The organism is Sphingobacterium kitahiroshimense (assembly GCF_025961315.1).
GTDB classification, from domain to species: domain Bacteria; phylum Bacteroidota; class Bacteroidia; order Sphingobacteriales; family Sphingobacteriaceae; genus Sphingobacterium; species Sphingobacterium anhuiense.
Window position 1 is genome coordinate 4,771,833 of sequence record NZ_JAOQNK010000001.1, and the last position, 26,756, is coordinate 4,798,588.

The window sequence follows — 26,756 nt, forward strand, 5'->3', positions numbered from 1 at the left end:
CTTTTAAAAGATTCATTTCTTTTTCATGATTGCTCTTCATCGAACTAAGAGTAAAGTGTGTTAAATATCAAGTTGATTGAACAAGAAGGAGTTCTTCGGTCGAACTAACTCAACTTTAGAAATTGTTTTTTTATGTTATTAAAAATAACATGAAGGTGCTTTCTATTGAATATACCATCTGTGCCATGACAATTCGTTTCATACCAAAAAATTAAAAATGGATAAAAACAGAAAAGTTAAAATAAAAGTCGAGGACTTAACAATTGTGTTCGGTAAACAAAAGAAATTGGCACTGAAATTACTGAATGAAGGTTACCCAAAGAAAGAAATACTAGAAAAGACCGGCTGTACAATCGGTATCAATAAAGCTAATTTTGAAATTTACGAAGGAGAGTTTTTTGTCATTATGGGACTTTCTGGAAGTGGTAAATCTACTTTACTACGTTGCCTGAACCGATTGAATGAACCTACAATGGGTAAAGTCTTTATCAATAATGATGATATCACAAGTAAAAACAATAAAGAGCTTCTGGAAGTACGTAGAACTGAAATGAGTATGGTGTTCCAGAAATTTGGATTATTACCACATCATACTGTTTTGACTAATGCCGCTTTTGGTTTAGAAATTAGAGGCGAAGATAAAGCATCTCGCGAGGCGAAAGCTCAAAAAGCGCTTGACATAGTTGGTCTTAATGGTTTTGAACAGCAGTTTCCAATTCAGCTGTCAGGGGGTATGCAGCAGCGAGTAGGGTTGGCGCGTGCTTTGGCCAATGATCCGGAAGTCATGTTGATGGATGAGGCTTTTTCAGCATTAGATCCCTTGATCAAAACCGAGATGCAGGATCAGCTATTGGAGCTTCAGGATACCTTGCAAAAAACGATTGTTTTCATTACTCATGATTTGGATGAAGCTATTAAGCTTGGAGATCGTATCGTGATTATGAAAGATGGAATTATTGAGCAGATTGGTACAGCCGAAGATATTCTAACGAATCCAGCGAGTGATTATGTAAAAGCTTTTGTGGACAAGGTGGATAGAAAATCGATTATCACAGCAGGATCATTGATGACCGAGAAACCGACATTGGTTAGGTTCAAAAAAGATGGTCCTGAAGGGGCACTTCGGAAAATGAGAACAACGGGACTTGAAATACTCCCTGTAGTGGATATTCATGATACCTTCTTGGGGTTTGTCAATATCAATGAAGTTATTCAAGCTGCCAAGCGGAAAGATCCTACTGTAGAATCTATTATTCATATGAATGTTCCTTCGGTATCTAAGGATGTTACTGTTGAAGAAATGTTACCGTTGATTTCGGAAACAAGATCGCCAATTGCAGTGGTCAATGATCAAAATAGATTGTTAGGTATTGTGACGCAAACTTCACTTATTATCGAAGCAACAAAGTTTAACGAAGAGGAAATTAACGAATTAAAAGAAAAAGCAAATAATCAGTAACAATGAGTAAAATAATAGATATAGGTCAATACATTGAAGTTGCAATTAATTGGCTTACAGAAAATTTTAAGCCTTTATTTGATTTTATAAAACATACGGGTAATTCATCCATTATTGGATTAGAGTGGATATTTTTAGCAGTCCCTTTTTTTGTGGTGATCGGACTTTTTACAGGTTTGGCATGGTGGAAGTCAGGTAAAGGCGTTGCGCTAATAACCTTGTTAGGCTTGACACTTATTTACATGATGGGTTTTTGGAAGGAGACGATGGAGACTTTATCATTGGTTTTAGTTGCAACGGCGACAGCTTTGATACTTTCTGTCCCCTTGGGTATTTGGGCGGCAAAAAATAAACTAGCTGCGAAGATTATTCGCCCTATGTTAGACTTGATGCAGACGATGCCTGCTTTTGTTTATCTGATACCGGCAGTGTTGTTTTTTAGTATCGGTAAGGTTCCTGGTGCATTTGCGACTATTATTTTTGCGATGCCACCAGCTGTCCGTTTGACGACTCTGGGTATCGATGCAGTTCCAAAAGATATTGTAGAGGCTGCACGTGCCTTTGGAGCGACTAATCGACAGATTTTGTTTAAGGTTGAGCTACCACTGGCTATGAAAACTATTCTTGCGGGTATAAATCAGACCATATTATTGTCACTTTCTATGGTCGTGATTGCCGGAATGATTGCTGCGGGTGGTTTAGGAGAGAAAGTACTTGAAGGAATTAATAACCTAGATATAGGACTTGGATTTGAAAGTGGCTTATCTGTTGTGATCTTAGCTATTATCTTGGATAGGATAACGCAGGGTTTTGTACAGAATAAAAAATAATATGAAGAACATTAAAATAGCTTTAATCTGTTGCGTTATCGTATTTCTTAGCGCTTGTCAACCAGATGGTAATAAAAAATATATCAATGTAGGTATGGTCGATGGTTGGGCCGAAGGGGTCGCTATGACCTATGTTGCTAAAGCAGTTTTGGAGGAGTTGGATTATCATCTAGTCATCCAACGTGCTACACCAGATATGATCTTAGCTTCTATGAATAATGGTGATACAGACCTCTATATGGATGTTTGGCTTCCTTTAACTCATGGGTCTAAAATTGCGAAATTTCCCAATCTTGTTGATATCGGTACGAGTTATGCGCACGCGAAAAATGGTTTAGTTGTACCCGATTATGTTCCAATTAATTCTATTGAAGAGTTAAAAGTGCACGAAGATCAATTTAAGCATCAGATTATGGGGATTGAAAAAGGAGCTGGTATAACAGCTGCGGTAGATCAAACGATAAAAGACTATGATTTAAATTATCGTCAGATAAATTCATCTACAGTGGCGATGATTACTGAATTGCAAAATGCGATTAAGGAAAAACGCTGGATCGTTGTCGCAGCTTGGCAACCACACTGGATGTTTGGTAAGATGAAATTAAAATTTCTGGAAGATCCTCGAGAATCTTTAGGAACTGCAGAGCAGATCAAGATTTTTACTCGAAAGGAATTTTCTGCTGACAAACCCGAATTAACACGCTTCTTTTCTCAGATTCATTTTGATGTAACCACCATGTCTAACTTGCTGATGAAAATGCAGGAAAGTAAGGATAAAGAAGCTACAGCGAAACAATGGGTAGCAGATAATAGATCTTTAGTAGCTTCATGGTTGAAATAATTGGTTTTGTTTAATTTTCTGGATGCAGTTACAGCATCTGTTGTGACCAATAAAAAAAGGAAGAATCTATTTATAGATTCTTCCTTTTTTTATTTTAAAAGTGGTAAGCAATACTACCTAAGATATTTCTCGGCATTTGCGGATTAACTGTTGTCCAACCTTTAAAGTAAGTTTGGTTAGTCAGATTATTTGCCTTAACAGCAAACTCCATATGTTTGTAACTATAAGAAAGACTACCATTAAGTAAAGTATACGAAGGAAGTACAAAAGTTCCTGTCGGGATACTATTTGTAATGATATTTTCACTAGCATGATTGATTCCAAGACCAATACCTACACCTTTTAACGTTCCTTGTTGCAAAGTGTAATTTGCCCAGATATTGGCCAGATGTTTTGGTCCAGCTTCGGTTGGGCGAAGGTTGTTCACATTAGCGGCCGCTTTTGTTGTTTTACTATCGTTGAAGCTATAGCTTAAGATCATATTTAATCCTTGAATAGGGGCTGCTGTTAAGTCGAAATCAAGACCACGGCTTAGGCGTGTACCATCCTGTACACTGATATTGTAGCTTTTACCATCAATTTCTATTGTTTCAGGACGGATCATATTGTCTACACTGATATCGTAGTAACTAGCCGTAAGGCCTAGTTTGTCTTCAAGTAGGTTGAATTTTACTCCTGCTTCCCACTGTGATGCTTGTTGCGGTTTGAAATCGCCGGATACACTGGGGTGAGGCTGTACTACTGGTGAAACATTTTTAAAGCCATTCTGATAGTTAGCAAAGAATGAAACTTGATCTTTTATGGCTTCATACACGAGACCTACGCGCGGTGAGAAGGCTGTTTGGTTGAATTTTCCAGTAGTGGTATCTTTATCAATGTTGTACGTTCCTTTATTATTAAAGTAATCCATGCGCAGGGCAAGGTTTAAATGTAATTGTGAAGTTACATCTAAGACATTGGAAACATATGCTCCAAATACCTGTGTACGGCTACGGTTGTTGGTCTGTGCACCGTTGGAAGCAGCAATTGCCGCATCGATGAAAGCTGCGTTAAATTTATAGTAATCTGGATCATCGTATGACGTATTGATTTGATCTGTCTGTACATAAGGAGAGTTGTGCGTTTCCGATTTTTGGGAAAGGAGATCCAGTCCTATAAGTAGTCTATTGCGCATACCACCGATGTGGAAATCTCCAATAAAATTCTGTTGTGCATTGATGCTATTGGCTACATAATTTTGCAGTGCTGCATATCGGTTGATCAATGTGTCATTTGCATTTTGCAAGTACATGATATATTGGAAGTAACCATCAGATTTACGTCTATTATAACTAACAGTTGTATTGGATGTCCATTGCTCGTTGATGCGGTAATTTACATTTCCACGTAAGTTGGTACTTGGGTTTTTAAAAGTAACATCATTGTTGGTATACGACTTGTTAAAGTCAAATTGCAATTCATCGGGCGTTCTTGCAAACAATTGACGGGAACGATTGAGAAATACCATCATTGGATTGGTCGCTTTGCTCTGATAAATTTCAGCATCCAATTGAATGTCTAATTTGTCATTCGGTCTGTATAGTAATGAAGGAGCAACAAAAATTGATTTGTTAAATCCTGCATCCTGAAATGTTCCTGTATGTGAATATGCTGTGTTGATACGGCCTAAAAGTTTTTTATTAGCTGTTAGGGGTCCGTAGACATCAGCTGTTACACGGTGCTGTGCATAACTGCCAAAGATATAATTGATCCGTCCACCTATGGTATCAAGCGGTTTTTTAGTGACATTATTTATCAATCCACCAAAACCAACAGCAGCGCCACCATATAAGGAGCCAGAAGGTCCTTTGATAACCTCGATGGTTTCTAAGTTGGCCGGATCTGGACTTGTGCTAGCAATACTCACGACGCCATTGACCATCGCGGCTTGTGTGGTGAATCCTCGTAATGTGTAATAAGAGACTCCATCTCCAGGACGTCCAGTGGATGACCATAATTTGTCTATACCAGAAACGTTTGCCAATGCGTCATCATAATTTGTATTTATCTGGCTTTTAAGTAACTCTTTGGTAACGACAGCATAAGATTGAGAGTTTTCCATATTACGAAGTGGCATTTTGGAAACGTATAAACTTTGTTTTCGAGTATACTTATTCTTGCTTGCTCCGTTTATTACAATTTCGTCTAAAGTGGACTGATCTTCGGTGAGATAGATATTGGAAATGATATTTCTTTTTTCTTCTAGCTGGATGTCGCGGATTTGAGATTGGACTCCTATAGCTGAGATGTGGATTTGTGCAGGACCTGGTTTCAAGGATTTGAGGAGATAAGAACCATTGGCTTTCGTTGAAACACTGATGTCCTGAGGAAGCAGTTTGACCGTGATACCTTCTACAGGCTTTCCATCGGCGGAGAATATTTTCCCATATATTTCCGTTTTTTGTTGTGCTTGAGCTTGGAGAGAGCATGGAAGCAACAACATAAGGTAGATGATAAATTTATTCATAGTGTTTATTGATTTTATTTAGATTAATTATAAACAGTGCAAATATATTATTCATGTTACACTTTTCAAAACTATATTTTCAATCCTTTAAAAAGAAGTTTGATGTTGATTTTGAACAGTATCTGTGTCGCTTCGGGGATAAATGCTCCTATATTAGTAAGAGATTATTTTACTATTCTTGAACAATTTCCGATAAACTAATTATTCTATTTTTGTGGTTTATCTCCTTGGAAAAGGGGTTAATATTCCAGAAAATAAAAAATAGGATGTTATAGACTAACCTAAAAAAGATATTGGGTTGTACTGCAATTTAGAATTATATTTGATGGCGCTTTAACTAAAAAATAGAATTTACCAATGGTCCATCGCTATCGTGCTATTTTAATTTGGGGACAGAAATCAGACTCTATTTTTTAGTTAAATACGGCATGAGAAGAATTGAAATGTCAATCAGTTATCAATTCGCTTGTAATGAATTTGTGTCAGTCCAGTTTCAAACTGTTTTGTTGAAATAAGTGTTAATTTTTGCTCCGGTCTTCCATCTTTAAAAAGTCTTACTCCGTCACCTACTAGTATTGGTATAATTGAAATCACAAATTCGTCAATTAAATTTTCTTTTAAAAGTTCATTAACAATTTCTGCACCACCATCAATGAAAATATTTTTGCCGGTTTCACTTTTCAATTTTAAAATAAGGTCTTTTAAATCTTCGGTGTAGAACGTGATATTACCTGCATCTGGTCTAGCAGTTCTGGTTATAATATATGTCTTTTTATCAGCATGATGAAATTCTGGAACATGGGCAATGATCCAGTCATATGTTTTTCTGCCAAGAACTACTGTATCTACTGATTTTATAAATGAAGCATAACCATAGTCTTCTCCTTCTTTTTCTACTATAGATAAAAAATCAAGGTTATCATTTGGTTTGGCAATATAACCATCCAAGCTTGTTGCAATATATAAGATTACTTTTCTATCCATATTTATTTTTAGTGATTATTTTTTGTCAGATTATATTCTCATTTATAAAAGAAACGGATGGTAACTCAAGTTGTAGATGATACTGTATCAGTTTTTATCGGTCACCGGGGACAGCTAGGTGACTTTTAGCTTCGACAGTACCGACCTGTAAAAGAATATTTATTATTAATTGAGCCTAATTTAATCAAAAAAGACCGTTTTGATCGGATTTTTCTTAACAAAGTTTAACGTTGTAGCATCGGGAAATATACGTTCTTCTTCATTTTCAATGCCATTGCAAATCTCATAAGCTATTTCTTCAGGTTCTGACTTATGTGATTTCGTTTCTTCTTTTGTCATTTGCGTATTGACATACCCCATGTAAGCACCGATAACTTTGATTCCTAAAGCTTCAAGTTCTTCACGGATTGTTTCTGTCAAAATATGAGCTGCAGTTTTGGAGGCACAATAGGTACCTAATCTTTTTATAACAGTTAAACTTCCTATTGAAAGAATATTGACGATGCAAGTGTCTTTATTTTTTTGAAGATGTGGGATAAAGTTGTTAATCATTTCGATTACACCTATATAGTTCACTTTCATCTCAAATAAAGCAGTTTTTGCAGCTTCTTCTTTTAGAAAAGGAATTTTAAGTTCTATCCCGGCATTATTAATCAGTATTTCTGTATCGTTGCAATTTAGGGCTGCCGCTTGTATACTGTCCGTACTTGTTACGTCAAGTTCTAAAAGTTCAACTCTGTTGTCATAATTCTGAAACTGATTTTTTAAATTTTGTAATTTTAAGCCTGTTGCATATACTTTCTTAACGTTTCTATTGATGAGTTCTTGTACTAGCGCTGTTCCGAGACCTCCATCGGCTCCTGTTACTAAAACTGTTTTATCTTTTAAAATCATTGTTCTACTCTATTGGTTCTATTATTCTGAATGCTTAAAATGAGCTTAAATTACCTAATTTTCTTTCATATCAACAAGCTTTTTTTATTGATATTATTATCTGTAGAGAAAGATTCTGATCATCGTGCACTATGGGATAGGACTGTAGATGGATACTGGAAATACTGTAAGTTAATAATTTTCTGAAAGCGAACGAATAGTTATAAGTTAATTGATAGCGTGATCATAAAATTATCATTAGGTGGCTTATAAGCCACAATTTCCAGGGTTTAATTTGTATAGGAACATGCTTTATTTAATTTTGTGACTTTATCGCTTTACATGATACCTTTGTACAAGATAAACTTTATTGTTCTTGATGACGGAAATTTGTATTATTGGATCTTCAGTTAGCTTTTTGTAAAATTTTAAATATAAATTATAGATGAAAAAAATAGTAGCCATTATTTTCCTTTTTGTTACTGTGTTTGTTGTGTCCTGTTCAAAGGAAGATAACAATATGGGAGAGTCTAATAGTGTAACTGGGCGCTGGGTTCTCCAAGAGATGATCGAATTAAATACGATGAAGGAAGTTCCTTATACAGATGGTATTGAATATACATTTAAAGCAGACGAAACGTTTACAGGTATTAGTGTCGATATTGATTTTGATGGTAGTGATGTTGTTACTAAAAAGATTGCGATTTCTGGTACATATGTGCTTTCTGATAATGGTCAGAAAATAACAATAAGACAGAATGGAGGACAGACATTGGTATTTGATATTTATGATCTTACCTCAAAAAAGATGATACTGAGGGGTAAATTTCAAAACTTTCAGGTTGAGTCTACGTTTAGTAAAAAATAATTATTCGAATTTTCTTCATCCAACGCATCCTCCCTTACTATAAGGAGGGTGTGTTGGATTTTATTATTAAATATTGATCTAGTTACTTCCGTTGACTTTACGAATAGCTGTAACTTATGGGTTGTTAATAACTACATAAAATAGCTAGGGATCTGTAATTGCATAATGGAGAAATAAGAAATTACCCTATTTCGTGAAATAAAATTCAAGATTTGTGCTATTTTACTAGTGCTTTTTTACAGTAAATTTGTTGGGTTAAAAACAATAAGTTTTTAAATTCGCTATTTATGATGTTGAGACTGGTTATTTTTGTACTGTCAATCTGGTTTTTTCCTTTTCAATCATTAGGATCAACCTCACTTGCTACAGTACGGAATCGTGCTAATTCATCTACATTTCAAAGAAGATTTGATCCTGCTGATCAGCTTGTCGAAAACGGCGATTCCCATTTGTCGGATAAAAGAAATTCACTTTTTCAACAGATGTATTTTTGGGATATCGATTTAGATCTTGATAAAGATTTCAAATTGGACACATTATTCGCAATTTACGATCTAACGGTTCATTTGTTATATCCTAATCAAACAGCATATCTGGATTCCTATACATCCTATGCTGATCTACCGGTTCAATCTCGTAAATTTCTCCTTTTCGAGCAGATAAAGATACCTCTTTAATCTCCCTTCCACTCACTTACTTTGTAAGTGGTAGAGTCAGGTATATCCTGTCTGCTACTCACATGAAACAATTCTATATTATCTAAGATTAAACACTATTATGCACGAGCTTAGTATTGTAAAAGATATCTTCGATACTCTGGAGGGCCATTATGGTGCCAAGGTTGAAGATATTCAAAAGATTCAAGTAACTGCGGGTCTGCTTTCAAATGTGCAGCCTGTCTTAATTCAAAATGCCTTTGATGCTTTTATTTTAGATAATAATGGCTTTATGGATATGGAACTTGAGGTTGTCGTCAACGAGATCATGGCTTACTGTGAACATTGTCAAAAAAATTTTCCGGTGCTTTATCATCGTTTTGTATGCACCTGTGGTCAACCTTCGTCCACAATCGTTCAGGGAAATGAATTATATATATCAAAAGTAATTTTTAAACAAGAAAAATAAGAAACTATGTCAACTAACACATCTAGTCCAAAAAGTGCTGGAAACCGCGTCGGTTCTGTACAGTGTGATAACACCACATTACATTTATTAAAAGCCAATGATTATGTTGCAAATGCTATCCGTGAACGTTTAAAAGACGTTTGTGTGATCAATGTTTGTTCATCTCCTGGTTCAGGTAAAACAACTTTAATGCAAGAAACAGGTAAGCTACTTGCAAATGATCTTAATATTTCTGTATTAGTGGGTGATCCTGAAACGGAGCGCGACGCGATTAGAATGCGTGATGTAGGTATCAACGCGTTGCAGATTGTAACTGGTGGTATGTGTCATATCGAAGCGCAGATGATTTTGCAAGCACTTGATCATATTGATATTACAGGTACAGATCTTTTATTTATTGAGAATGTGGGAAATTTACTATGTCCTTCTGCTTTTGATTTAGGTGAAGATTATCGTGTTACATTATTAGCAACCACTGAGGGTGATGATAAACCTAAAAAGTATCCGCGTATGTTCTTAACGAGTGAGCTGATGCTAGTTTCAAAATCTGATTTATTGCCGTATGTGCCATTTTCAGTAGATGCTGTAACTAAAGATGCCCGTGAAGTAAATCCGAATATTGAAGTGATTACTATCAGTACATTGAAGAATGAGGGTATTGATGAGTGGTGCACCTGGTTGAAAGAAAAGGTTAAGCAAAAAAAAGAATCAAGACTTCAAGCTGAAGTAAAATAGGAGCTATGCAAGCAGAGTTGGTATATATTGATGCTGTGCTGCCACAGGGAGCGTTTGCTCGGGATACTGTATCGCTACTTCAGCTGGAATGGTTTGAAGTGAATAAAAAAAGATTGACAAGAGCTACTACTACTGGGCAAACTTTATTGATGGAGCTGGAAAAAGGTCGTGAATGGTGCTCTGGAGATGGTCTGTTCCATGAAGGAAAATTGATTGCTACTATTGCGATTAAACCGACATTGACCATTTGTTTTAATCCCGTTAATACAGTACAGGCGGCTGACTTTTCTTATTATTTGGGGAATAGGCATTTACCATTGTTTATGGAGACCGATCGCGCGATGTATCGTGTTCCTTATGATGGTCGTTTATATGAGCAGCTGCTTGCAAAATTTCAATCTCAGGTACAGTTGGAAGATGGGATATTACTGTCAGAAAATCTAGTAAAGCGGTTGATAAAAAAATCAAGAAATGAAAATGAGTTATAAATTATTTTGCTTAGTAGCTTTTTTATCTATAGCCACTTTTAGTGGGTGTAGTCATGTTATTAAGAATGATCTATCGAAATCTATTAGCGCAACCGATAGCCGTGGAAAAGTGATCAAGTTGAACGATGTTGCCAAACGGGTTGTCGTTTTATTTCCTTCGTTGCTTGATGAGGTGTATATGCTTCAAGCCGGTGATCAGGTTGTTGGTATTCCACAACAGGTATATCAAATGGAAGATACTTATGCTTTTTTATCGAAACTTGATTCGAGGATTGCTGCCAAAACATTGCCAACCCCAACTTATGGTGGGCAGTCCAGTAATGTCGAGAGTATTATTGCGTTACAACCTGATTTGGTGATTACCTTCAATACCGATCAAGATAATATAGAACAATTAGAAGGTCTTGATATCCCTGTTTTTACCTGTTCCTCGGCAGATGACAAAAGTATAATGGCGGAATTGCTGGGCATGGGAACGCTTGTTGGAAAACAAGAAAGAGCACAGGAAATTGTTGATTATGTTGATGGGGAGCTCGATCGTATGCAAGTTCCATCGATTGAAAATGCGAAGTCTGTTTATTATGCTTGGTCAAAAGGCCGTGTCATGTCTACTTCTGGAAAAGGAAGTCTTATTGATATGGCGATTCGTCTTTCTGGAGCTGAAAATGCATGTCCTCTACCTATGGAAGCTCCAAATATCAGTGCAGAAACGATGTATAAGTGGAATCCCGATTTAATAATCTTGTGGAACTCTAAATTGTCGGATGTTTATGATCTGAAAGAGTTAGCAGATCTTCCTGCTGTGAAAAATAAACAGGTTTTTGTCATGTCACCATCGTTTCCTTTCGATCCACATACTGTTAAGTTTTTATTGTTTGCTAAACAAGTTCGTCATTGGAGCTTTCCAAGCTATTCGGAAGAGCAATTGAAAAAAGAAATGCAGGGAGCTTTTGAAGTCATGTACGGTAAAAAGGGTTTACTATAATCATGAAAAATATAAAAATCATCGTCCTGTTGATCTTATTTCCACTGTCGCTTTTTGTGTTGTCGCTTACTATTGGTTCTACACAACATGTCGGTCTGGTCGAATTGTTTCAGCGGATGTGTTTGCAATTAGGGTTAATACAAGATCAACATCTGCTTTCGGATGCAAGTTTAAATACCATTTTATGGCAGGTGAGATTGCCACGGGTGTTATTGACTTTTATGGTCGGTGCAGCTTTGGCTTCGTCAGGAGGAGTTCTACAAGCTATTTTCCGTAATCCAATTGTAGATCCGTTTACATTAGGTATCTCTTCGGGATCTGCTTTTGGAGCAGCACTCGCAATGTTGTTTCCGATTATGTCTGTTAATCTCTCTGCTTTTATTTTTGGAGTTTGTGCAGTGGGGCTGACTTATTTGGTTTCTTACTCTGGAGCAAGGACTTCTATTGTAGGGATGGTATTGGCTGGGATGGTGATTTCTGGGGTTTTTACTGCTCTTTTAACTTTATTGCAGTATTTAAGTGATCCTTATAAACTTCAAGCTATTGTTCAATGGACAATGGGCAACTTACATACTGCTTCTTGGTCTAAGGTATATAGCGCTATGGGACCAATTTCAGTTGGTTTATTTGTGATTGTGCTCTATCGTTGGAAGCTGAATCTATTGTCTCTCGGTGATCAGGAAGCTTTAGCCATCGGTGTCAATCCCAGAATCATTAAATTGATTCTAATTGGAGTTGCGACGATGATTACAGCATCTGCAGTAGCTGCGGTAGGGGTGATCAGTCTGTTTGGATTGATTATTCCACATATTAGCCGAATGATATTTGGACCTAATAATAATATTTCGGTGTGGGCTAATATCAGCATCGGCGGTAGTTTCCTACTTTTAATCGATGATTTTTCTCGTGCTGTCATGCCTTTCGAAATTCCGATCGGTGTGTTTACTATGATTGTGGGAGCGCCCTTATTTATTTACTTGATGCGTCGAAACGCGATGAATTGGAACTCATGATAGCTACTATTTCAACAAAGCAATTATCTTTCTCTTATGGAAATGATCTCGTATTGCGTGATGTGAACGTCTCTTTTCCAAAGGGAAAATTGTCGATCATCCTAGGGCGCAATGGCAGTGGGAAATCAACGTTGTTTAATGTGATCGCAGGCTTAGAAAAACGCTACGATGGTCAAGTGACTATCGGCGATGTAGAACGTAGAAAGATTAAGATCGGTAGTAGTAGTCAGTTGCGCTTGGGTTTTCTCAATCAATTTCATCAGATGACTTTTCCCTATAAAGTGTTTGATGTGGTTTTGACTGGAAGGGCTTCCTTTTCACGATTCTCACCAAGTAAAGAAGATCATGAAGCTGTACATGCGATTTTAAAAAAGTTTGATCTTGAACATCTTCGTGATAAGCCTTATACCGAATTGTCTGGAGGAGAAAGGCAGTTGATCTTATTATGCCGTGTACTGGTGCAGCAACCTGATGTCCTCATGTTGGATGAACCTACTAATCACTTGGATCTAAACTATCAAATGGCTGTTTTGCGAACAGCGAAAGAGCTGGTTAAGGAGGGGACGACAGTTTTATGTGTTATGCACGATCCTAATCTGGCTTATATGTTTGGTGACCAATTTTACCTAATGCGTGATCAAAGTGTTCTTGATATTAATGGTCTGGAGCGCGAAGAAGTGAAAAATTTGTTGGAAGAAACTTATGAATTGTCTTTGTTGAGTATAGAGAAGCAAGGAAAATGGATGTTTATTCCGATGCTTAATGAAAATCAATAATGAAAAATATTTCGATATATCATGTTGGATCAGAAGATGTGGTAGAAGTTCTGCCTTATGTTCTGGATTTCAGAAGAAAACTATTTCCGATGTTGGATCCGAATCAGGTGCCTAAAGATTTAAAGGCGTTTGAACAGGTTTATTTACAGAACCGCGCTGGTAATTTTCTACAGGCAAGAACCGCGGATGGCATATTAATCGGAGTGATCGGTATGCTTAATTATGATTACCGGTTCCCTCACTTGGATATTGATGCTAAGAAGACCGTTGAAGTAGCCCGCTTATTTGTGGATCCCAAATATCGTAGGACTGGACTGGGGACAGAGCTGTTTCAAAGTTTACTCGTGGTGGCGCAGGAAAAACAGATTGAAAGACTTTATTTACATACCCATCCATTTTTGGAGGGTGCATATGAATTTTGGTTGCAGCAGGGGTTTCAATTGATAGAATACCGTGATGAATCTGGATTTCTCACTATACACATGGAACTGATGGTTAATGAATCGGAAAGTGCTGTGATATTGGAGAACATTTTGGAGCAGGAAAAACACTCCACAATTTGAGCTTGCAAGCTCTGTAAAATAAAGACTATGCATTTATGCATAACAGATAATTGAACAAACAATAGATAATTGTATTCCAATGAAATATAATATAAAGACCTTGGCTTTTGCAATAGCCTTAGGTACTGTTTTCCCAGTGGCTGTACATGCGCAGAATAGTACAGCAATTTTTGGAAAAACTTATGATGAGGTTGGAGATATCGTCTCTGGCGTAACATTGACAATAAACAGTTCAAAGCAGGTGACAACTTCCAACGAGTCAGGGGAATTTACTTTTTCTGAAGCGATTAATTTTCCAATTGTCATCCATGCTTCTGCAATTGGTTATATCGATCAAAAAATAACACTTTCGGCGAGTAACTGGAATGTAAAAAAAGGATTATCTCTTGTCTTGATTAAAGATAATAAAACTTTGGATGAGGTATTGATCACAGGGAGACGTAACAAATCTTATCTCACCAATGATCTGGAATTGGGGGGTAAGTTTTCTGGGAAATTAAAGAATCTACCGCAATCTGTTTCTGTTTTAAGCCGGGAGTTTATAGAAGATAAGCAAGCTTTTACAACAGGTGCATTGTTTCAAGATCTGGCAGGGGTGACGGAAGCTTCTTCTTATGATGATGTGGTTATCCGTGGTTTTAAAAGTGGATATGAAACGGGTGTGCGTTTGGTCAATGGTTTACGTTCGGGTTATGGTTATGGTAATAGTTACTACAATACACCATTGACATTGAACTTGGAAAGTCTTGAAGTCTTGAAAGGTCCAGGAGCTTCTTTGTTTGGTGATGTGGTGCCAGGTGGTACGGTTAATATGACCACAAAGAAACCGTTGGACAGTTTTAAGGGGAATATCGGTTTTGCATCTGGAAGTTTTCAGACGATGCGTACAACACTGGATCTGGGAGGGCCTTTGGATAGCGCTAAGCGTGTTTTGTACCGTTTCAATGCGGGGTATGAGGATACTAAAACTTTCCGTGATGTCAATCGTCAAAAAAGAATTCTTGTTGCACCATCTTTTACTTTTAAACCTGCAGCTGGTACGCAGGTGGACGTTGATGTGGTTTATAACCAATTTAATGGTTATCTCGATCGGGGGATGGGAATTAAAGCAAATGATTTTTATGCTTTACCTCGATCATTTACGTTAAGTCAACCTTCCGATTTTTATAATTCGAAGACATTTTCACTGAGCGGTAGGTTGTCCCAACAGCTTACGGAGAATTTAAGCTTTCACTTGAGCTATATGAAATCTGTGTATGAAGAAGATGTCAATGAACATCGGACGTTGAATACATTTGCTGATGCTCCTAAAAATACGATCATGAATATGCGTTTTTTTGATCGTCATGGTAAAGATTATACGGATAATGTCGTTGGTTATTTTAAATGGGACCATTATGGTGCTGTTGTAGATCATCACATTGTAGCAGGAGTTGATTTTGCGGAGTATAGAGGTGATCAGGAAAATCAGTTGCGGGAAGCTAGACAAAAGACGGTGAACGGACAGGTTGTACCTCTGACATTTGATTTGAACAATCCAACTTATACGACACATGATCTAACTTCTTACGTGTGGCGAGAGCATGTAGCTTATCCATTTTTAAGTCCTTATAAAACTACAGGAAAATACATACAAGATCAGATGTCGATTGCTGATAAACTTAAAGTTATCGTAGGATTACGTCACGAACATTATGCTTCCGAGACTATCGACGGGCAGAAGCGTTATCAAGCTACACAAAATGCCTGGCTACCTAGAGCGGGATTAACGTACGAATTGAATAAGCAGATCAACTATTTTGCGAGCTATTCTCAGGGTTTCGTCCCGGTAGGTGCAAGTTTTATTCAAAATTACCAAGATTATGGTGCAGATAAACCTTTTATTCCGGAACGCAGTTTTCAATTAGAAACAGGTTTTAAAACTGGTTTTTTTAAAGATCAGTTGCAGATGGATCTTTCCTTATTCCGTATAGAACGTCAAAATATGATGATCGCAACTGGTGTGATATTAGATTCAGGATTTTCTGAATATCGTCAATCTGGAAAAGCAATTTCTGAGGGTGTTGAATTGGATCTCCGTGGGCAGTTGACCAAAGAATTTCAGATTATGGCAAACTATACTTATAATCATACTGATGTGAAAGCATCATCGATCGCTTCTGAGGTTGGGCAATCATTACCGGGAGCTCCTAAAAATATGGCAAGTGCTTGGTTAAAATATGTGTTTTCACAACATGCTTTGAAAGGTCTTGGTTTTGGTGCAGGGGTTTATTACGTGGATAGCCGTCGTATGGATAATAGTATTGGTAAAGATAGTGATGGTCAAGCTATGTGGGGTTACTGGCCTTCTTATACTACTGTGAATGCTGCGGTATATTACCATATCGGTGCATTGAAGATGGCTGTTAATGTCAATAATGTGTTTGATAAGTACTACTTTTTGGGTGGCTTTGATTATACACGTGCATTTCCTGGAGCACCGCGCAACGTGATGGTTTCATTAGGTTATGCTTTTTAATGAAAAAAAACAGCTAAATCTTAGTTTAAGATATAATATAGACTATTTTATTCAAGATTTGTGCTATTTAAAACTTGTTTTAGTTGGTACTTTTGTCTTGGAAATTTAGATGAAAATGAAAGTAATGTTTCGGAATATATTGACACTTTTTGTAATGCTGTTTGCTTTGGTTACGGCCAAAGGGAATACGTATTTACATCAGGAGGCTAGTGTTTCGAAACAGGTAAAATTTTTATCAACAGACTATTCATCATTTGAGTTACCTGAAATCAGTTCCAATGTCCATCATTTGACGCTGTTTTCAGGTATGCTCGATGCATGGGAGTGTAACGATCCGCACGAACTCAATGAGCCGGATCAATTGCTTTATTTTACTATTATTCCTATTTGGCTATCGGCAATGGGGGTAACGTATGATAGGAAGCAGGATTTTAGTTTCCCAACTGAACACATAGGAGTAATCCTCAATCCGCGATACATACTATTCAAGTGTATCAAAATTCCAATTTAGTTTTAATATAATTTCTTTCTTTTGCCAAAAGTTATGCAGGCCAGTAAGGTTGTGCCATAAACTTTCGGGCATTATCTGCATGTTTTTTTGTTTCTTATAAACATCAAAAGAGTACGTTGTGGATCAAATAATAGTAATATAATTCTTACATATAAGTTAATATAAAATAGTAATTAGATGCATTTATTACCTAGAGAGACTGAGAAGCTGTTGCTTCATGTAGCTGGTGAACTCGCAAAAAAGCGTATGGCCAGAGGTGTCAAATTAAATTATCCAGAGTCTATTGCGTATATCAGCAGTGAGCTTATGGAGGGTGCACGAGATGGTCGGACTGTTGCAGAACTGATGCAATATGGGGCGACTTTGTTGACCCGTGAAGATGTGATGCAGGGTGTGCCTGAGATGATTCACGATATACAGATCGAGGCAACTTTTCCTGATGGTACCAAATTGGTAACGGTACATAATCCTATTCGTTAATTTAATAAGAACATTGAAAATATGATTCCTGGAGAATATTTCATTCAAGATGGCGATATCATCTGTAATGAAGGTAGAGAAGTAACAACATTGACAGTTGTCAATACGGGAGATAGACCGATTCAGGTGGGCTCTCATTATCATTTTTTTGAGGTCAATAAAATGATGGAATTTGATCGTGCATTAGCCTTTGGGAAACGATTGAATATTATCGCGAGTACTGCTGTTCGTTTTGAACCTGGGGAATCCAAGATTGTAGAATTGGTTCCATATGCTGGAGCGAGAAGAGTATATGGTCACAACGATCTGGTGAATGGCGATACTGAAACAGAGGTAGGAAAAATGAACGCTTTGAAAAAAGCAGATGCAAATGGCTTTAAAAATAAAAAATCATGAGCTTAAAGGTTAGTAGATTAAATTACGCGGCGATATTTGGACCTACAGGGGGAGATAAAGTTCGCTTAGGAGATACAGAAATCATCATAGAAGTTGAAAAAGATTATGCTTACTATGGTGATGAGGCAAAGTTTGGAGGCGGTAAAACTATTCGTGATGGTATGTGTCAATCTTCGGTGCATACGCGTGATGAAGGTACATTGGATTTAGTGATCACAGATGCGATTATCATTGATCACTGGGGTATTGTAAAAGGTGATATCGGGATCAAAGACGGAAAAATTGTTGGTGTAGGTCGCGCGGGTAATCCGGATACGATGGATAATATCACACCAAATATGATTATTGGTGCTTCGACCGAAGTTCATGGTGGTGCTGGATTTATTGTTACTCCAGGAGGTATTGATACGCATATTCACTACATCAGTCCTACACAGACGGAAACTGCTTTATACAGTGGTATTACGACTATGATCGGTGGTGGTACTGGTCCTGCTGATGGTACGAATGCGACAACGGTAACACCAGGGAAATGGAATATCCGTAAAATGATGCAGGCTGTTGAAGCTTTACCTATGAATTTTGGTTTTTTCGGTAAAGGTAATGTGGGGACAGAACAACCGATCGTGGAGCAGATCGAGGCTGGTGTACTGGGGGTGAAAATTCATGAGGATTGGGGCGCTACTCCTGCGACTATCGACCGTGCACTTTCTGTGGCTGATCAATATGATGTACAAGTCGCAATTCATACGGATACGTTGAATGAAGCTGGATTTTTAGAAGATACTATGGCAGCGATCAATGGTCGCGTCATTCATACCTTCCATACTGAAGGTGCTGGTGGTGGTCATGCCCCAGATATCATTAAATCGGCGATGTACCCGAACGTATTGCCTGCGTCTACAAACCCGACTCGTCCGTTTACTAAAAATACGATTGATGAACATCTGGATATGTTGATGGTCTGTCACCATTTAAGTAAAGATATTCCTGAAGATGTTGCTTTTGCGGATTCCCGTATTCGTCCTGAAACGATTGCTGCGGAAGATATTCTACAAGATCGAGGTGTTTTCAGTATCATGAGTTCGGATTCTCAAGCAATGGGCCGCGTAGGTGAGGTTATTACCAGAACATGGCAAACTGCTGATAAGATGAAGAAACAGACTGGTGCGCTTCCTGAAGATGAAGGTACTGGAAATGATAACTTTAGAGCTAGACGTTATGTTGCTAAATATACGATCAATCCTGCGATAGCACACGGTATCTCTAAATACGTGGGTTCTATAGAACAGGGTAAAATAGCGGATATGGTGATCTGGCGTCCTGCTTTGTTTGGTGCTAAGCCTGAAATGATTATTAAGGGCGGAATGATTATCGCTTCGAAAATGGGAGATGCCAATGCATCTATTCCTACACCTCAACCGATCATCTTGCGTACGATGTATGGTGGTTATGGTAAAGCATTGACAGAGACTTGTTTCAACTTTGTTTCTAAAATTTCGATTGAAAAGGGAATCAAAGAGGAGTACGGATTGAGTAAAACATTACTACCTGTGGAAAACTGCCGTAATATCTCCAAAAAAGATATGATTCACAATGATGCTACTCCAGAAATCATCGTTAATCCAGAAAACTATGAAGTGAGTGTCGATGGTGAGGTGATCAAATGTGAACCGATTGATAAGGTTGCTTTGGGACAATTGTATTTCTTGTTTTAATATGATCGCTAATTTTTATGGTGTGACACTAGGTCACACCATAAATTGTGAATAAATAATAATGAAAAATTTGAAACTATTTTTGGCAAGCTGTTTAGCAATAGCATGCTTTTCGATACAATCTGCCTACGCACAAAAAGGTGGTGTTATGCTTTATGGTTCATTTAATTACCATGAAACTGAAGCAGGTCATCAGCTAAGTGCGGCACCACTGGGGGTCGGTTATTTTTTTAATGATAATATGAATGTGGGGCTGAACTATGGTTTCAATACTTCGAAAAATAAGGCATTGGATTTTACTGATCATTTTCATGAGGTCGGACCATTTTACAGCAATACTTGGCCTTTAGGTAAACATTTTAATTTAATTGGTCAGGTTGAGGCTCATTATATATGGGGAAATGAGCATGTTGTCAATGCCGCTAATGTGATGGCTGATGGTAGCTATAACGGTTACTTACTGAGAGCCTATCCTCTGGTTGGTATTAGCTTAGGTAAAGGTTGGGCACTTAAAGCAAAAGTTGCAGAGCTTTCTTATAAGAAAAAACACAGTAAAGATGCTTCTATCGCAAATGATCATGAAATTATCACTGGAATCAATGGTTCTACGGTTGGTCTAGGGATATCAAAAAATTTATTTATTAAGGGATAATAATGATTATTACAGAAATCACAAGGAATATCAAAAATGAGGTGGTCAGTAAGCGTTGTGATCTGCTCATTATTGAGTGGTACGAATCTACGAAACGTATTCAACGTTTGCGTACGGAGGAGGGCATGGATATCGCCTTTAAATTATTGGGGAATACTTCTCAATTGCATAATGGGGATATTCTATATGAGGATGCTGACAAAATTGTTGTGATTGCTATTCGTAGTTGTGATGTAATCTGTATAGAATCGTTGAATTTTTTGGAGATTGCTTTTATTAGTTGTGAAATAGGAAATAAGCATTTGCCTCTATTTATTGAGGGGAATGAATTGCTTATCCCTTTTGAGCGAACGATGCAAAGTTGGCTGAATAAGCAGGGGATTCCCTACACGCTTGCTTCTCGTCAGTTATTAAGTCAGTTGAATGCTAATGTCGATGCAAATTATCATCGTGAGCTCAAATTTTCGACAAAGGGTATCCCTTTATTTATTAAAGCATAAAATATATGGAAAATAAATTTCTAGGCAAGCTTCTTCATTTGTCAGATCCGACGTTACCAATCGGTGGGTTTACCCATTCGAATGGATTAGAGACCTATGTGCAGAAGGAGATCGTACATAATAAAGCTACTGCAGAGTCGTATGTGAGACACAATTTGTGGTACAACTTGAAGTTTAATGATGCAGCTTTGATGCGTCTTGCTTATGATGCTACTCGAAATGATGATTTGGATTTGTTGCGCTCTTTGGATGAGGAGTGTACGGCATTGAAGAGTCCGAAGGAAATCCGTGAAGCGAGTAAGAAATTGGGTGTACGCTTGTATAAGATTTTTTCGCGATATCAGGAGCAACCGATATTGATTTGTTGGGGTGAGTTGATTAAACAGAAGAAAGTGGATAGTCATTATTGTTTGGTGTATGGTATGTTGGCTGCTTTATTAGACATCCCGATTCGGGAAGCTTTGCATGGTTACTATTACAATGTTGCTATCACTATGGTGACTAATGCTGTAAAATTAGTTCCTCTCGGACAGTTGGATGGGCAGGATATCTTGTTTTATCTGCATGATGACCTGATGACTTTATGTGATGAGACTTTGGAGGTGGATCGTGATCTGATCGGTTTATGTAATGTTGGATTTGATATCCGGTGTATGCAACATGAGCGGTTGTACACACGGGTTTACATTTCTTAATTAAATACGAACAAATGGAAAATAGAAAATATGTTAAGATAGGTGTGGGTGGTCCGGTTGGATCTGGAAAAACTGCACTGTTGGAATGTTTATGTAAACGTTTGAAACATGAATTGAATCTAGCGGTTATTACCAATGATATTTATACGAAGGAGGATGCTGAATACATGGCTAAAAACAGTACGTTGTCTCCTGATCGTATTATTGGAGTAGAAACAGGTGGTTGCCCGCATACGGCTATCCGTGAGGATGCGAGCATGAATCTAGAGGCTGTGGAAGAACTTGCTGAACGCTTTCCAGATCTTGAATTGATCTTGATTGAGAGTGGCGGTGATAATTTGACTTCAACTTATAGTCCTGATCTTGCGGATATCACCATTTTTGTGATCGATGTGGGTGAGGGCGAAAAGATGCCCCGTAAAGGTGGACCGGCGATTACCCGATCAGATTTATTGTTGATCAATAAGATGGATTTGGCTCCTTATGTTGGTGCTAGTCTGGAGGTGATGGAGTATGATGCTCGGAAAATGCGAAAAGGGGCACCGTTTTTATTTTCGAATTTGAAGACAGGAACGGGATTGGATGAAATCATTGGATGGATCAAAAAATATGCATTACTGCATGATGTAGCTGAACCTAATTTATTGCGTTAATATGATCTGTTCTTTAAATATCAACGTTGCCCATCGTGAAGGCAAGTCTTATCTCAAGGATGCTTATGTCACACAGCCTTTTCGTATCGTTCCAGTAGGACAATACAGGAGGGATAAAGGGGCATACTTGATGATTATGAGCTCATCACCGGGGTTATTGGATGGTGATGATCATCGTATCCAAATTACGATAGATCCTGGTGCTAAATTGCAATTGCAGACTCAAGCGTATCAGCGTCTTTTTCATATGAAAGGTAAATCGGTACAAAAAACGGAAGTTACGCTCGGCGAAGGTGCGGTGTTTTCTTTTGTTCCGCACCCTATTGTTCCTCAAAATTCTTCTCATTTTCTCAGCCATAATATTATCCACATGCAAAAAAACTGTCACCTCATCTTGAGTGATATTGTGACTTGTGGACGGAAACTGTCGGGAGAGATTTTTGAGTATAATCATTTTCAGAATCTGACTCAATGTTATGTGGATGGCCGACTGATATTGAAAGATAATGTACTGTTGCAACCTGATAAATTGCCGATACAGGATATCGGGATATTGGAAGGTTTTACCCATCAGGGAACGTTTATTTATCTCAATTCTGCTGGGAAAGCTGTTGGGGGCTGGATTGAAAAATTCCATCAACAGTATGAACATGTCACGGATATCGAATTTGGAATCAGTGCGCTTCAGTATGATGGGTTTATGATCCGAATATTGGGTTATGGTGCCGAGCAGTTGTTTACTATTTTTCAGGAGATCCAGCAGGAACTGTGGGATGCTGAACTCCTTATTTAATCATTTTAATGAGACTATATTTTAGTCTTATCTTATCAATTTATCTCAAAATGAGGGATCAAGTTTTAGCTTATATAAAAGCTTTTTTTAGAGGTTTCGGACAGATCATGTTGCAAGGTAATGCTTGGACAGGCATATTATTTATTGGTGCTATTTTATATGACTCGACCTTAATGGGCTTTGCGGGTATATTGGCTAATGTTGTAGGGGTTGCAACAGCTAAAATACTGAAATATGATAAAGATCATATTGATAATGGATTATTTGGTTTTAATGCTTCTTTGTTTGGTGTAGCGCTTGTTTTTTACTTTGAAGCGAATATCTGGATCTGGATGACATTGATTCTTGGTTCCATGTTAACCACTCTTATGATGGGTTTTGCGCTCAAAAGAAATTTACCTGCTTTTACTTTTCCTTTCATAGCTGTTACCTGGATTTCACTGTATATCCTGAGTATTCCACAGCTTGCAATGCCTACTGTATCACAACATTTTGTTGATATCCAAGAAATGGATGATTTCTTGATCGAGGGACATGCTTTCGGGCAAGTGATCTTTCAAGGAAGCCTGATTGCGGGATTGGTCTTTTTCCTTGGGGTATTTATGAGCAATCCGATGGCTGCACTTTATGCTTTCGCCGCTGTGATTATCAGCATTTACCTATCTCATTATGGTCATGAATCGGAAACTATGATCAGCAACGGAACGTTTAGCTTTAATGCTGTACTCTGTGGCATTGCTTTAAGCGGTACTCGTGTGCGGGATGGATTATATGTCCTTATTGCTGTCGTGATTGCGACTTATTGTGATCATGTGCTTGTGCACTATGGGTGGACGACATTGACTTTTCCGTTTGTAGTGGCTATGTGGGCAATGGAACCTGTTAAACGTCTGGATAAATGGATCGTGGGGCGGTTTGAAGAAACTTTTAAAAGCCGATTGTCCTAAAACAATAAAACTTAGCTGCTATACAAACTGATCAATGGTTGAGTGGCCATTGATTAGTTTGTACTGGTATATAACAGACCAGTGGTCATAAAAAACTATATAATCGATGAAAAATACTCTTTATAAAATATTATCCTTACTCTTTCTTGTTATCAGTCCATTTTTATTACTTCATGCTCAGATTAGTCCTCCTGGATTGGGAAAAGCAAAAACGGCTTCTTGGTCTGCCATTGGTCTTAAAAGACAACTGGATAGTACTGGTACGAAAGAAGCTTTAACTTACCTCGGCCTAGGAACCAAAAGTACACTTGATGATTCAAATCCTTTTCATAAACAAGCTATTTTTGTCCTCAATCACGAGGTATATCATAAGTTTGCTAAGAACCAGCAATATAGTTATGCTTTGAGCTATCGTCGTCAAAATGTATATGATGCAGATGCTCCTTATCATGGTGAAGGAGTAGAGCAGGAGTTTCGCTTGTATGGGCGCTATGCTTATAGTTTCAGATTCGGTGAGCGCTGGAAATGGAAAAATACAGTCAGACAGGAATTTCGTAAATTTTTTACAGCAGATTTTAATAAAGCTGAGGAGAATTTTCAATTGCGGACTAGGCTTAAAACACAGATGAATCTGAAACTCTCGGATAGAAATAAACAGGAACTTGCATTTAGTGCTGAGGGTCTGTTTGCAGTAAGCAAAATGTATGAGCCGAAAGATGAGTGGTCAAAATTTGCTTATAAGGAAGCGCGTTTCGCTTTATATTACATGACGGATATTGCGCATACACCCTTGCACCTTGATGTTGGATATATGAATGATTTAATTAAAGGCTATAGTCAAGCGGACTTTGGTGTTCACTATCTTGCTGTTGATCTGATTTGGAATCTGCCTTATAAAAAGAAGCATTAATCGGAAAGAAATTTGTGTTTGCGATAATCACTGGGTGAATAACCGGTGACTTTCTTGAATAAACGTGTAAAGTAGGATGGGGATTTATATTTCATTTCGAATGCAATGCCTGCAATATCTCTTGTCGCATCCTGTAATAAGATTTGACTATGTAGTATACTGATTTCGTTGATCCACTGTTTAGGAGGCTTATTGGTTGCTTCCTTCACACATTTGTTGAGGTAGTTTTCGGATATATGTAATAAGTTGGCATAGAATAAAACATTCTTGTGATCTGTGTGAAATTTTTGTACGAATTCTCGAAATCGAAATGCAATATCCAATTGTCTACTCATCGGTGCTTTTACTTCGTAATCTGTTTTAATTATTTTTAACAGTATACATTGTAGCATTGATACACAGATCTCCATAACTTTTCCTTCGGTAAACAGCTCTTCTTCCAAGAGTTCAAGCATTTTTTGAATCCATACAGAGACGTGCTCTGACAAGGGGGTAAAGGGATGTGAATTGAAAAACCGGATATCATTGATGCCTAATTCAATATCTGTAACGATTTCGTTTTCATAAACGACAAAAAAACCTTCGGCATCATCTGAAATCGCTAAAGTAGCAGTAATATTTCCCTGTTTGACATTAATCACTTGATTTTCAGCTAAGGTGTATGCCCCTGATTCCAGATGTTGTGTTAAAGTTCCTTTAGTAACAAAGATTAGGAAATTGAAGGTAGTACGGTAAGGAATGACAGGCATGAGAATACTTCGTAGGTAATTTTCGATGCGGTATACCTGTATTTTGCTTTCATTGAATAGATTATGATCTGTTACATCAGGCAAAAAAAGCTTTTTGTATTCGTAATTGTTGATAATCTTAATCGACGATTTCATAGTGCTATTTCTCTAAAAAACCTTTTCATATGATGTTGATGAAAGAGATTGTGTATGTACAAATATACGATTTAGCGACCTAATTTACAGTGTAATCCTATCGATAAAATTTGTTTTTAACTGGAATTTTTCTTCATATTATCTCATAAAAAAAGCTCCAATCCGGAGCTTTTTTATGTTTAGTTTTAATCTTTTATTGTTTTTATTTTTTTTGGAATCGCATCATCGCAATATCGCCCATAATCAGAGTCAATGTATTTCCGTTGACATCGAAGGAAGTGATTTTCTCCAGCGTGCTGAAGTATACACTTTCTCCTGAACCTTCGCAGGCCATTTTAGTAGATGCTAGTGGACCAAAACTAATGTGGTTGTTTTCGGTTTTGAAAGTTCCATTGTAATTATTGCAACTACTGTTTCCAGATACTTTTTTTGCTGTCAAATCAAAGGTGATCGTAGGCTTTTTATTTGGATATAGACCTTCAAATGCAATACGTGGTCCAGATACATAATCTAATTCCCATGTACCTGCTAGTGCTTGCTCACCTTTTTCTGCTTTGATAAGCGTAAATTTAGCTAATGTTTTTCCACCTTTTTTTAAACTCAATACTTCTCCTTCTATTGTGTAGGTATCTACTGCTATAATGTTTTTTGATAACGCCTGTTCTATCTCGAACTCAGGACAAGCCATCATTGTGGAAATACCTTGTTCAAATTTAATTTTGTTTTTTCCCGTGATATTTACTGCTCCACCTAAAGTATTACAACCTGCATTTGCAGCATATCTATCGTCTTCAAACTGTAAGAAGGGGACACGTCCGTTTACCTGTGCTGGTACTGTTTTTCCATCTACTTCGATCAGTTGCCACTTGTTTCCTTTTAGCTGCATAGTTTCTGTAGTCGAATGCTCTTTGTTCGTATTTTTTTTGAAAACTGAACAACTGCTTAATCCAACGATCAGCGTTGCCATGATTAAAATCTGATTAAATTTCATCTTTTATCTTTTTTTGATATGATTGTTTAACAATAATTAGAACGTTTGGTTTGAGTGAATGC

General features: G+C 37.5%; 28 protein-coding genes and 1 pseudogene. 24 read left to right on the forward strand and 5 right to left on the reverse strand.

Annotated features, from left to right (window positions below):
* The first annotated feature begins 217 nt into the window (after positions 1–217).
* From M2265_RS20735 to M2265_RS20745, 3 genes are read left to right on the forward strand one after another with little or no spacing between them, the layout of a single operon-like run.
* Entirely contained in the window at positions 218–1,459 is a 1,242-nt protein-coding gene (locus M2265_RS20735; RefSeq protein ID WP_132770940.1) for a quaternary amine ABC transporter ATP-binding protein, read from the forward strand.
* Positions 1,460–1,461: 2 nt separating this feature from the next.
* Positions 1,462–2,289, forward strand: a complete 828-nt coding sequence (locus M2265_RS20740) for an ABC transporter permease (RefSeq protein WP_132770939.1) — start codon at positions 1,462–1,464, stop codon at positions 2,287–2,289.
* A 1-nt stretch (position 2,290) separates the two neighbouring features.
* Complete coding sequence (locus tag M2265_RS20745; RefSeq protein ID WP_132770938.1) at positions 2,291–3,130, forward strand: glycine betaine ABC transporter substrate-binding protein; 840 nt, start codon at positions 2,291–2,293, stop codon at positions 3,128–3,130.
* 94 nt (positions 3,131–3,224) lie between these two features.
* Here M2265_RS20745 and M2265_RS20750 read toward each other — a convergent pair whose 3' ends face one another.
* The 3 genes from M2265_RS20750 to M2265_RS20760 all read right to left on the reverse strand — a co-directional run bounded on the left by M2265_RS20750 (position 3,225) and on the right by M2265_RS20760 (position 7,514).
* Complete coding sequence (locus tag M2265_RS20750; protein WP_132770937.1) at positions 3,225–5,636, reverse strand: TonB-dependent receptor; 2,412 nt, start codon at positions 5,634–5,636, stop codon at positions 3,225–3,227.
* Positions 5,637–6,086: 450 nt separating this feature from the next.
* A complete protein-coding gene (locus M2265_RS20755) occupies positions 6,087–6,620 on the reverse strand; it encodes a dihydrofolate reductase family protein (protein WP_132770936.1) in 534 nt (177 codons plus the stop codon).
* A gap of 180 nt (positions 6,621–6,800) precedes the next feature.
* Positions 6,801–7,514: an SDR family NAD(P)-dependent oxidoreductase gene (locus tag M2265_RS20760; RefSeq protein WP_132770935.1), complete on the reverse strand. Its 714-nt coding sequence runs from the start codon at positions 7,512–7,514 to the stop codon at positions 6,801–6,803.
* Between the two features lie 424 nt (positions 7,515–7,938).
* On the opposite strand from M2265_RS20760, the gene M2265_RS20765 reads away from it, so the two are divergent.
* From M2265_RS20765 to M2265_RS20865, 21 genes and pseudogenes are all read left to right on the forward strand, one after another.
* The gene (locus M2265_RS20765) at positions 7,939–8,361 is read left to right on the forward strand and encodes a lipocalin family protein (protein ID WP_021192460.1); all 423 of its coding nucleotides are present in this window, start codon (positions 7,939–7,941) and stop codon (positions 8,359–8,361) included.
* 287 nt (positions 8,362–8,648) lie between these two features.
* Positions 8,649–9,038, forward strand: coding sequence for a hypothetical protein (locus M2265_RS20770; RefSeq protein ID WP_132770934.1), 390 nt, complete (start codon positions 8,649–8,651; stop codon positions 9,036–9,038).
* Between the two features lie 100 nt (positions 9,039–9,138).
* On the forward strand, positions 9,139–9,486 hold the full coding sequence (locus tag M2265_RS20775) for a hydrogenase maturation nickel metallochaperone HypA (protein WP_132770933.1): 348 nt from the start codon (positions 9,139–9,141) through the stop codon (positions 9,484–9,486).
* 6 nt (positions 9,487–9,492) lie between these two features.
* Positions 9,493–10,221 (forward strand): hydrogenase nickel incorporation protein HypB, encoded by a 729-nt coding sequence (hypB, locus tag M2265_RS20780; protein WP_132770932.1) that lies wholly within the window; start codon positions 9,493–9,495, stop codon positions 10,219–10,221.
* Between the two features lie 5 nt (positions 10,222–10,226).
* On the forward strand, positions 10,227–10,709 hold the full coding sequence (locus tag M2265_RS20785; RefSeq protein WP_132770931.1) for an urease accessory protein UreE: 483 nt from the start codon (positions 10,227–10,229) through the stop codon (positions 10,707–10,709).
* Positions 10,699–11,694: an ABC transporter substrate-binding protein gene (locus M2265_RS20790; protein WP_206368402.1), complete on the forward strand. Its 996-nt coding sequence runs from the start codon at positions 10,699–10,701 to the stop codon at positions 11,692–11,694. Before M2265_RS20785 ends, M2265_RS20790 begins: the two co-directional genes overlap by 11 nt.
* A 2-nt stretch (positions 11,695–11,696) precedes the next feature.
* Positions 11,697–12,707: a FecCD family ABC transporter permease gene (locus tag M2265_RS20795; protein WP_132770929.1), complete on the forward strand. Its 1,011-nt coding sequence runs from the start codon at positions 11,697–11,699 to the stop codon at positions 12,705–12,707.
* Positions 12,704–13,483, forward strand: coding sequence for an ABC transporter ATP-binding protein (locus tag M2265_RS20800; protein WP_132770928.1), 780 nt, complete (start codon positions 12,704–12,706; stop codon positions 13,481–13,483). Before M2265_RS20795 ends, M2265_RS20800 begins: the two co-directional genes overlap by 4 nt.
* Positions 13,483–14,046 carry a GNAT family N-acetyltransferase gene (locus tag M2265_RS20805; RefSeq protein ID WP_132770927.1) on the forward strand — a complete coding sequence of 188 codons (564 nt, stop codon included), beginning with the start codon at positions 13,483–13,485 and terminating at the stop codon, positions 14,044–14,046. The genes M2265_RS20800 and M2265_RS20805 overlap by 1 nt, the downstream gene beginning before the upstream one ends.
* A 79-nt stretch (positions 14,047–14,125) precedes the next feature.
* The gene (locus M2265_RS20810) at positions 14,126–16,564 is read left to right on the forward strand and encodes a TonB-dependent receptor (protein WP_021192452.1); all 2,439 of its coding nucleotides are present in this window, start codon (positions 14,126–14,128) and stop codon (positions 16,562–16,564) included.
* A 124-nt stretch (positions 16,565–16,688) separates the two neighbouring features.
* On the forward strand, positions 16,689–17,075 hold the full coding sequence (locus M2265_RS20815) for a hypothetical protein (RefSeq protein WP_132770926.1): 387 nt from the start codon (positions 16,689–16,691) through the stop codon (positions 17,073–17,075).
* A 177-nt stretch (positions 17,076–17,252) separates the two neighbouring features.
* Positions 17,253–17,555 carry an urease subunit gamma gene (ureA, locus tag M2265_RS20820; RefSeq protein WP_021192450.1) on the forward strand — a complete coding sequence of 101 codons (303 nt, stop codon included), beginning with the start codon at positions 17,253–17,255 and terminating at the stop codon, positions 17,553–17,555.
* 21 nt (positions 17,556–17,576) lie between these two features.
* Positions 17,577–17,882: pseudogene (locus M2265_RS20825) on the forward strand (urease subunit beta); the annotation flags it as partial.
* 65 nt (positions 17,883–17,947) lie between these two features.
* The gene (gene ureC, locus M2265_RS20830) at positions 17,948–19,669 is read left to right on the forward strand and encodes an urease subunit alpha (RefSeq protein WP_021192448.1); all 1,722 of its coding nucleotides are present in this window, start codon (positions 17,948–17,950) and stop codon (positions 19,667–19,669) included.
* Between the two features lie 61 nt (positions 19,670–19,730).
* The gene (locus M2265_RS20835) at positions 19,731–20,321 is read left to right on the forward strand and encodes a hypothetical protein (RefSeq protein WP_021192447.1); all 591 of its coding nucleotides are present in this window, start codon (positions 19,731–19,733) and stop codon (positions 20,319–20,321) included.
* Positions 20,322–20,323: 2 nt separating this feature from the next.
* Complete coding sequence (locus M2265_RS20840; RefSeq protein ID WP_132770925.1) at positions 20,324–20,821, forward strand: urease accessory protein UreE; 498 nt, start codon at positions 20,324–20,326, stop codon at positions 20,819–20,821.
* Positions 20,822–20,826: 5 nt separating this feature from the next.
* Positions 20,827–21,516 carry an urease accessory protein UreF gene (locus M2265_RS20845; RefSeq protein ID WP_132770924.1) on the forward strand — a complete coding sequence of 230 codons (690 nt, stop codon included), beginning with the start codon at positions 20,827–20,829 and terminating at the stop codon, positions 21,514–21,516.
* Between the two features lie 14 nt (positions 21,517–21,530).
* Positions 21,531–22,169: an urease accessory protein UreG gene (gene ureG / locus M2265_RS20850; protein ID WP_132770923.1), complete on the forward strand. Its 639-nt coding sequence runs from the start codon at positions 21,531–21,533 to the stop codon at positions 22,167–22,169.
* A gap of 1 nt (position 22,170) precedes the next feature.
* On the forward strand, positions 22,171–22,962 hold the full coding sequence (locus M2265_RS20855; RefSeq protein ID WP_132770922.1) for an urease accessory protein UreD: 792 nt from the start codon (positions 22,171–22,173) through the stop codon (positions 22,960–22,962).
* 50 nt (positions 22,963–23,012) lie between these two features.
* A complete protein-coding gene (locus M2265_RS20860; protein WP_132770921.1) occupies positions 23,013–23,909 on the forward strand; it encodes an urea transporter in 897 nt (298 codons plus the stop codon).
* A 106-nt stretch (positions 23,910–24,015) separates the two neighbouring features.
* Positions 24,016–24,819 (forward strand): DUF2490 domain-containing protein, encoded by an 804-nt coding sequence (locus M2265_RS20865; RefSeq protein WP_132770920.1) that lies wholly within the window; start codon positions 24,016–24,018, stop codon positions 24,817–24,819.
* On the opposite strand, the gene M2265_RS20870 is transcribed toward M2265_RS20865, so the two are convergent.
* Positions 24,816–25,703, reverse strand: coding sequence for a helix-turn-helix domain-containing protein (locus M2265_RS20870; RefSeq protein WP_132770919.1), 888 nt, complete (start codon positions 25,701–25,703; stop codon positions 24,816–24,818). The genes M2265_RS20865 and M2265_RS20870 overlap by 4 nt on opposite strands.
* 202 nt (positions 25,704–25,905) lie before the next feature.
* On the reverse strand, positions 25,906–26,694 hold the full coding sequence (locus tag M2265_RS20875) for an META domain-containing protein (protein WP_132770918.1): 789 nt from the start codon (positions 26,692–26,694) through the stop codon (positions 25,906–25,908).
* Between the last annotated feature and the right edge of the window lie 62 nt (positions 26,695–26,756).

Coding starts and splice junctions, on each gene's coding strand:
- M2265_RS20740 (WP_132770939.1), top strand. CDS start 1,462: ATGAGTAAAATAATAGATATAGGTCAATACATTGAAGTTGCAATTAAT.
- M2265_RS20760 (WP_132770935.1), bottom strand. CDS start 7,514: ATGATTTTAAAAGATAAAACAGTTTTAGTAACAGGAGCCGATGGAGGT.
- M2265_RS20870 (WP_132770919.1), bottom strand. CDS start 25,703: ATGAAATCGTCGATTAAGATTATCAACAATTACGAATACAAAAAGCTT.
- M2265_RS20835 (WP_021192447.1), top strand. CDS start 19,731: ATGAAAAATTTGAAACTATTTTTGGCAAGCTGTTTAGCAATAGCATGC.
- M2265_RS20765 (WP_021192460.1), top strand. CDS start 7,939: ATGAAAAAAATAGTAGCCATTATTTTCCTTTTTGTTACTGTGTTTGTT.
- M2265_RS20735 (WP_132770940.1), top strand. CDS start 218: ATGGATAAAAACAGAAAAGTTAAAATAAAAGTCGAGGACTTAACAATT.
- hypB (WP_132770932.1), top strand. CDS start 9,493: ATGTCAACTAACACATCTAGTCCAAAAAGTGCTGGAAACCGCGTCGGT.
- M2265_RS20875 (WP_132770918.1), bottom strand. CDS start 26,694: ATGAAATTTAATCAGATTTTAATCATGGCAACGCTGATCGTTGGATTA.
- M2265_RS20790 (WP_206368402.1), top strand. CDS start 10,699: ATGAGTTATAAATTATTTTGCTTAGTAGCTTTTTTATCTATAGCCACT.
- M2265_RS20795 (WP_132770929.1), top strand. CDS start 11,697: ATGAAAAATATAAAAATCATCGTCCTGTTGATCTTATTTCCACTGTCG.
- M2265_RS20810 (WP_021192452.1), top strand. CDS start 14,126: ATGAAATATAATATAAAGACCTTGGCTTTTGCAATAGCCTTAGGTACT.
- M2265_RS20775 (WP_132770933.1), top strand. CDS start 9,139: ATGCACGAGCTTAGTATTGTAAAAGATATCTTCGATACTCTGGAGGGC.
- M2265_RS20785 (WP_132770931.1), top strand. CDS start 10,227: ATGCAAGCAGAGTTGGTATATATTGATGCTGTGCTGCCACAGGGAGCG.
- ureC (WP_021192448.1), top strand. CDS start 17,948: ATGAGCTTAAAGGTTAGTAGATTAAATTACGCGGCGATATTTGGACCT.
- M2265_RS20805 (WP_132770927.1), top strand. CDS start 13,483: ATGAAAAATATTTCGATATATCATGTTGGATCAGAAGATGTGGTAGAA.
- M2265_RS20750 (WP_132770937.1), bottom strand. CDS start 5,636: ATGAATAAATTTATCATCTACCTTATGTTGTTGCTTCCATGCTCTCTC.
- M2265_RS20840 (WP_132770925.1), top strand. CDS start 20,324: ATGATTATTACAGAAATCACAAGGAATATCAAAAATGAGGTGGTCAGT.
- M2265_RS20755 (WP_132770936.1), bottom strand. CDS start 6,620: ATGGATAGAAAAGTAATCTTATATATTGCAACAAGCTTGGATGGTTAT.
- M2265_RS20745 (WP_132770938.1), top strand. CDS start 2,291: ATGAAGAACATTAAAATAGCTTTAATCTGTTGCGTTATCGTATTTCTT.
- M2265_RS20865 (WP_132770920.1), top strand. CDS start 24,016: ATGAAAAATACTCTTTATAAAATATTATCCTTACTCTTTCTTGTTATC.
- M2265_RS20845 (WP_132770924.1), top strand. CDS start 20,827: ATGGAAAATAAATTTCTAGGCAAGCTTCTTCATTTGTCAGATCCGACG.
- M2265_RS20860 (WP_132770921.1), top strand. CDS start 23,013: ATGAGGGATCAAGTTTTAGCTTATATAAAAGCTTTTTTTAGAGGTTTC.
- ureG (WP_132770923.1), top strand. CDS start 21,531: ATGGAAAATAGAAAATATGTTAAGATAGGTGTGGGTGGTCCGGTTGGA.
- M2265_RS20800 (WP_132770928.1), top strand. CDS start 12,704: ATGATAGCTACTATTTCAACAAAGCAATTATCTTTCTCTTATGGAAAT.
- M2265_RS20770 (WP_132770934.1), top strand. CDS start 8,649: ATGATGTTGAGACTGGTTATTTTTGTACTGTCAATCTGGTTTTTTCCT.
- M2265_RS20815 (WP_132770926.1), top strand. CDS start 16,689: ATGTTTCGGAATATATTGACACTTTTTGTAATGCTGTTTGCTTTGGTT.
- M2265_RS20855 (WP_132770922.1), top strand. CDS start 22,171: ATGATCTGTTCTTTAAATATCAACGTTGCCCATCGTGAAGGCAAGTCT.
- ureA (WP_021192450.1), top strand. CDS start 17,253: ATGCATTTATTACCTAGAGAGACTGAGAAGCTGTTGCTTCATGTAGCT.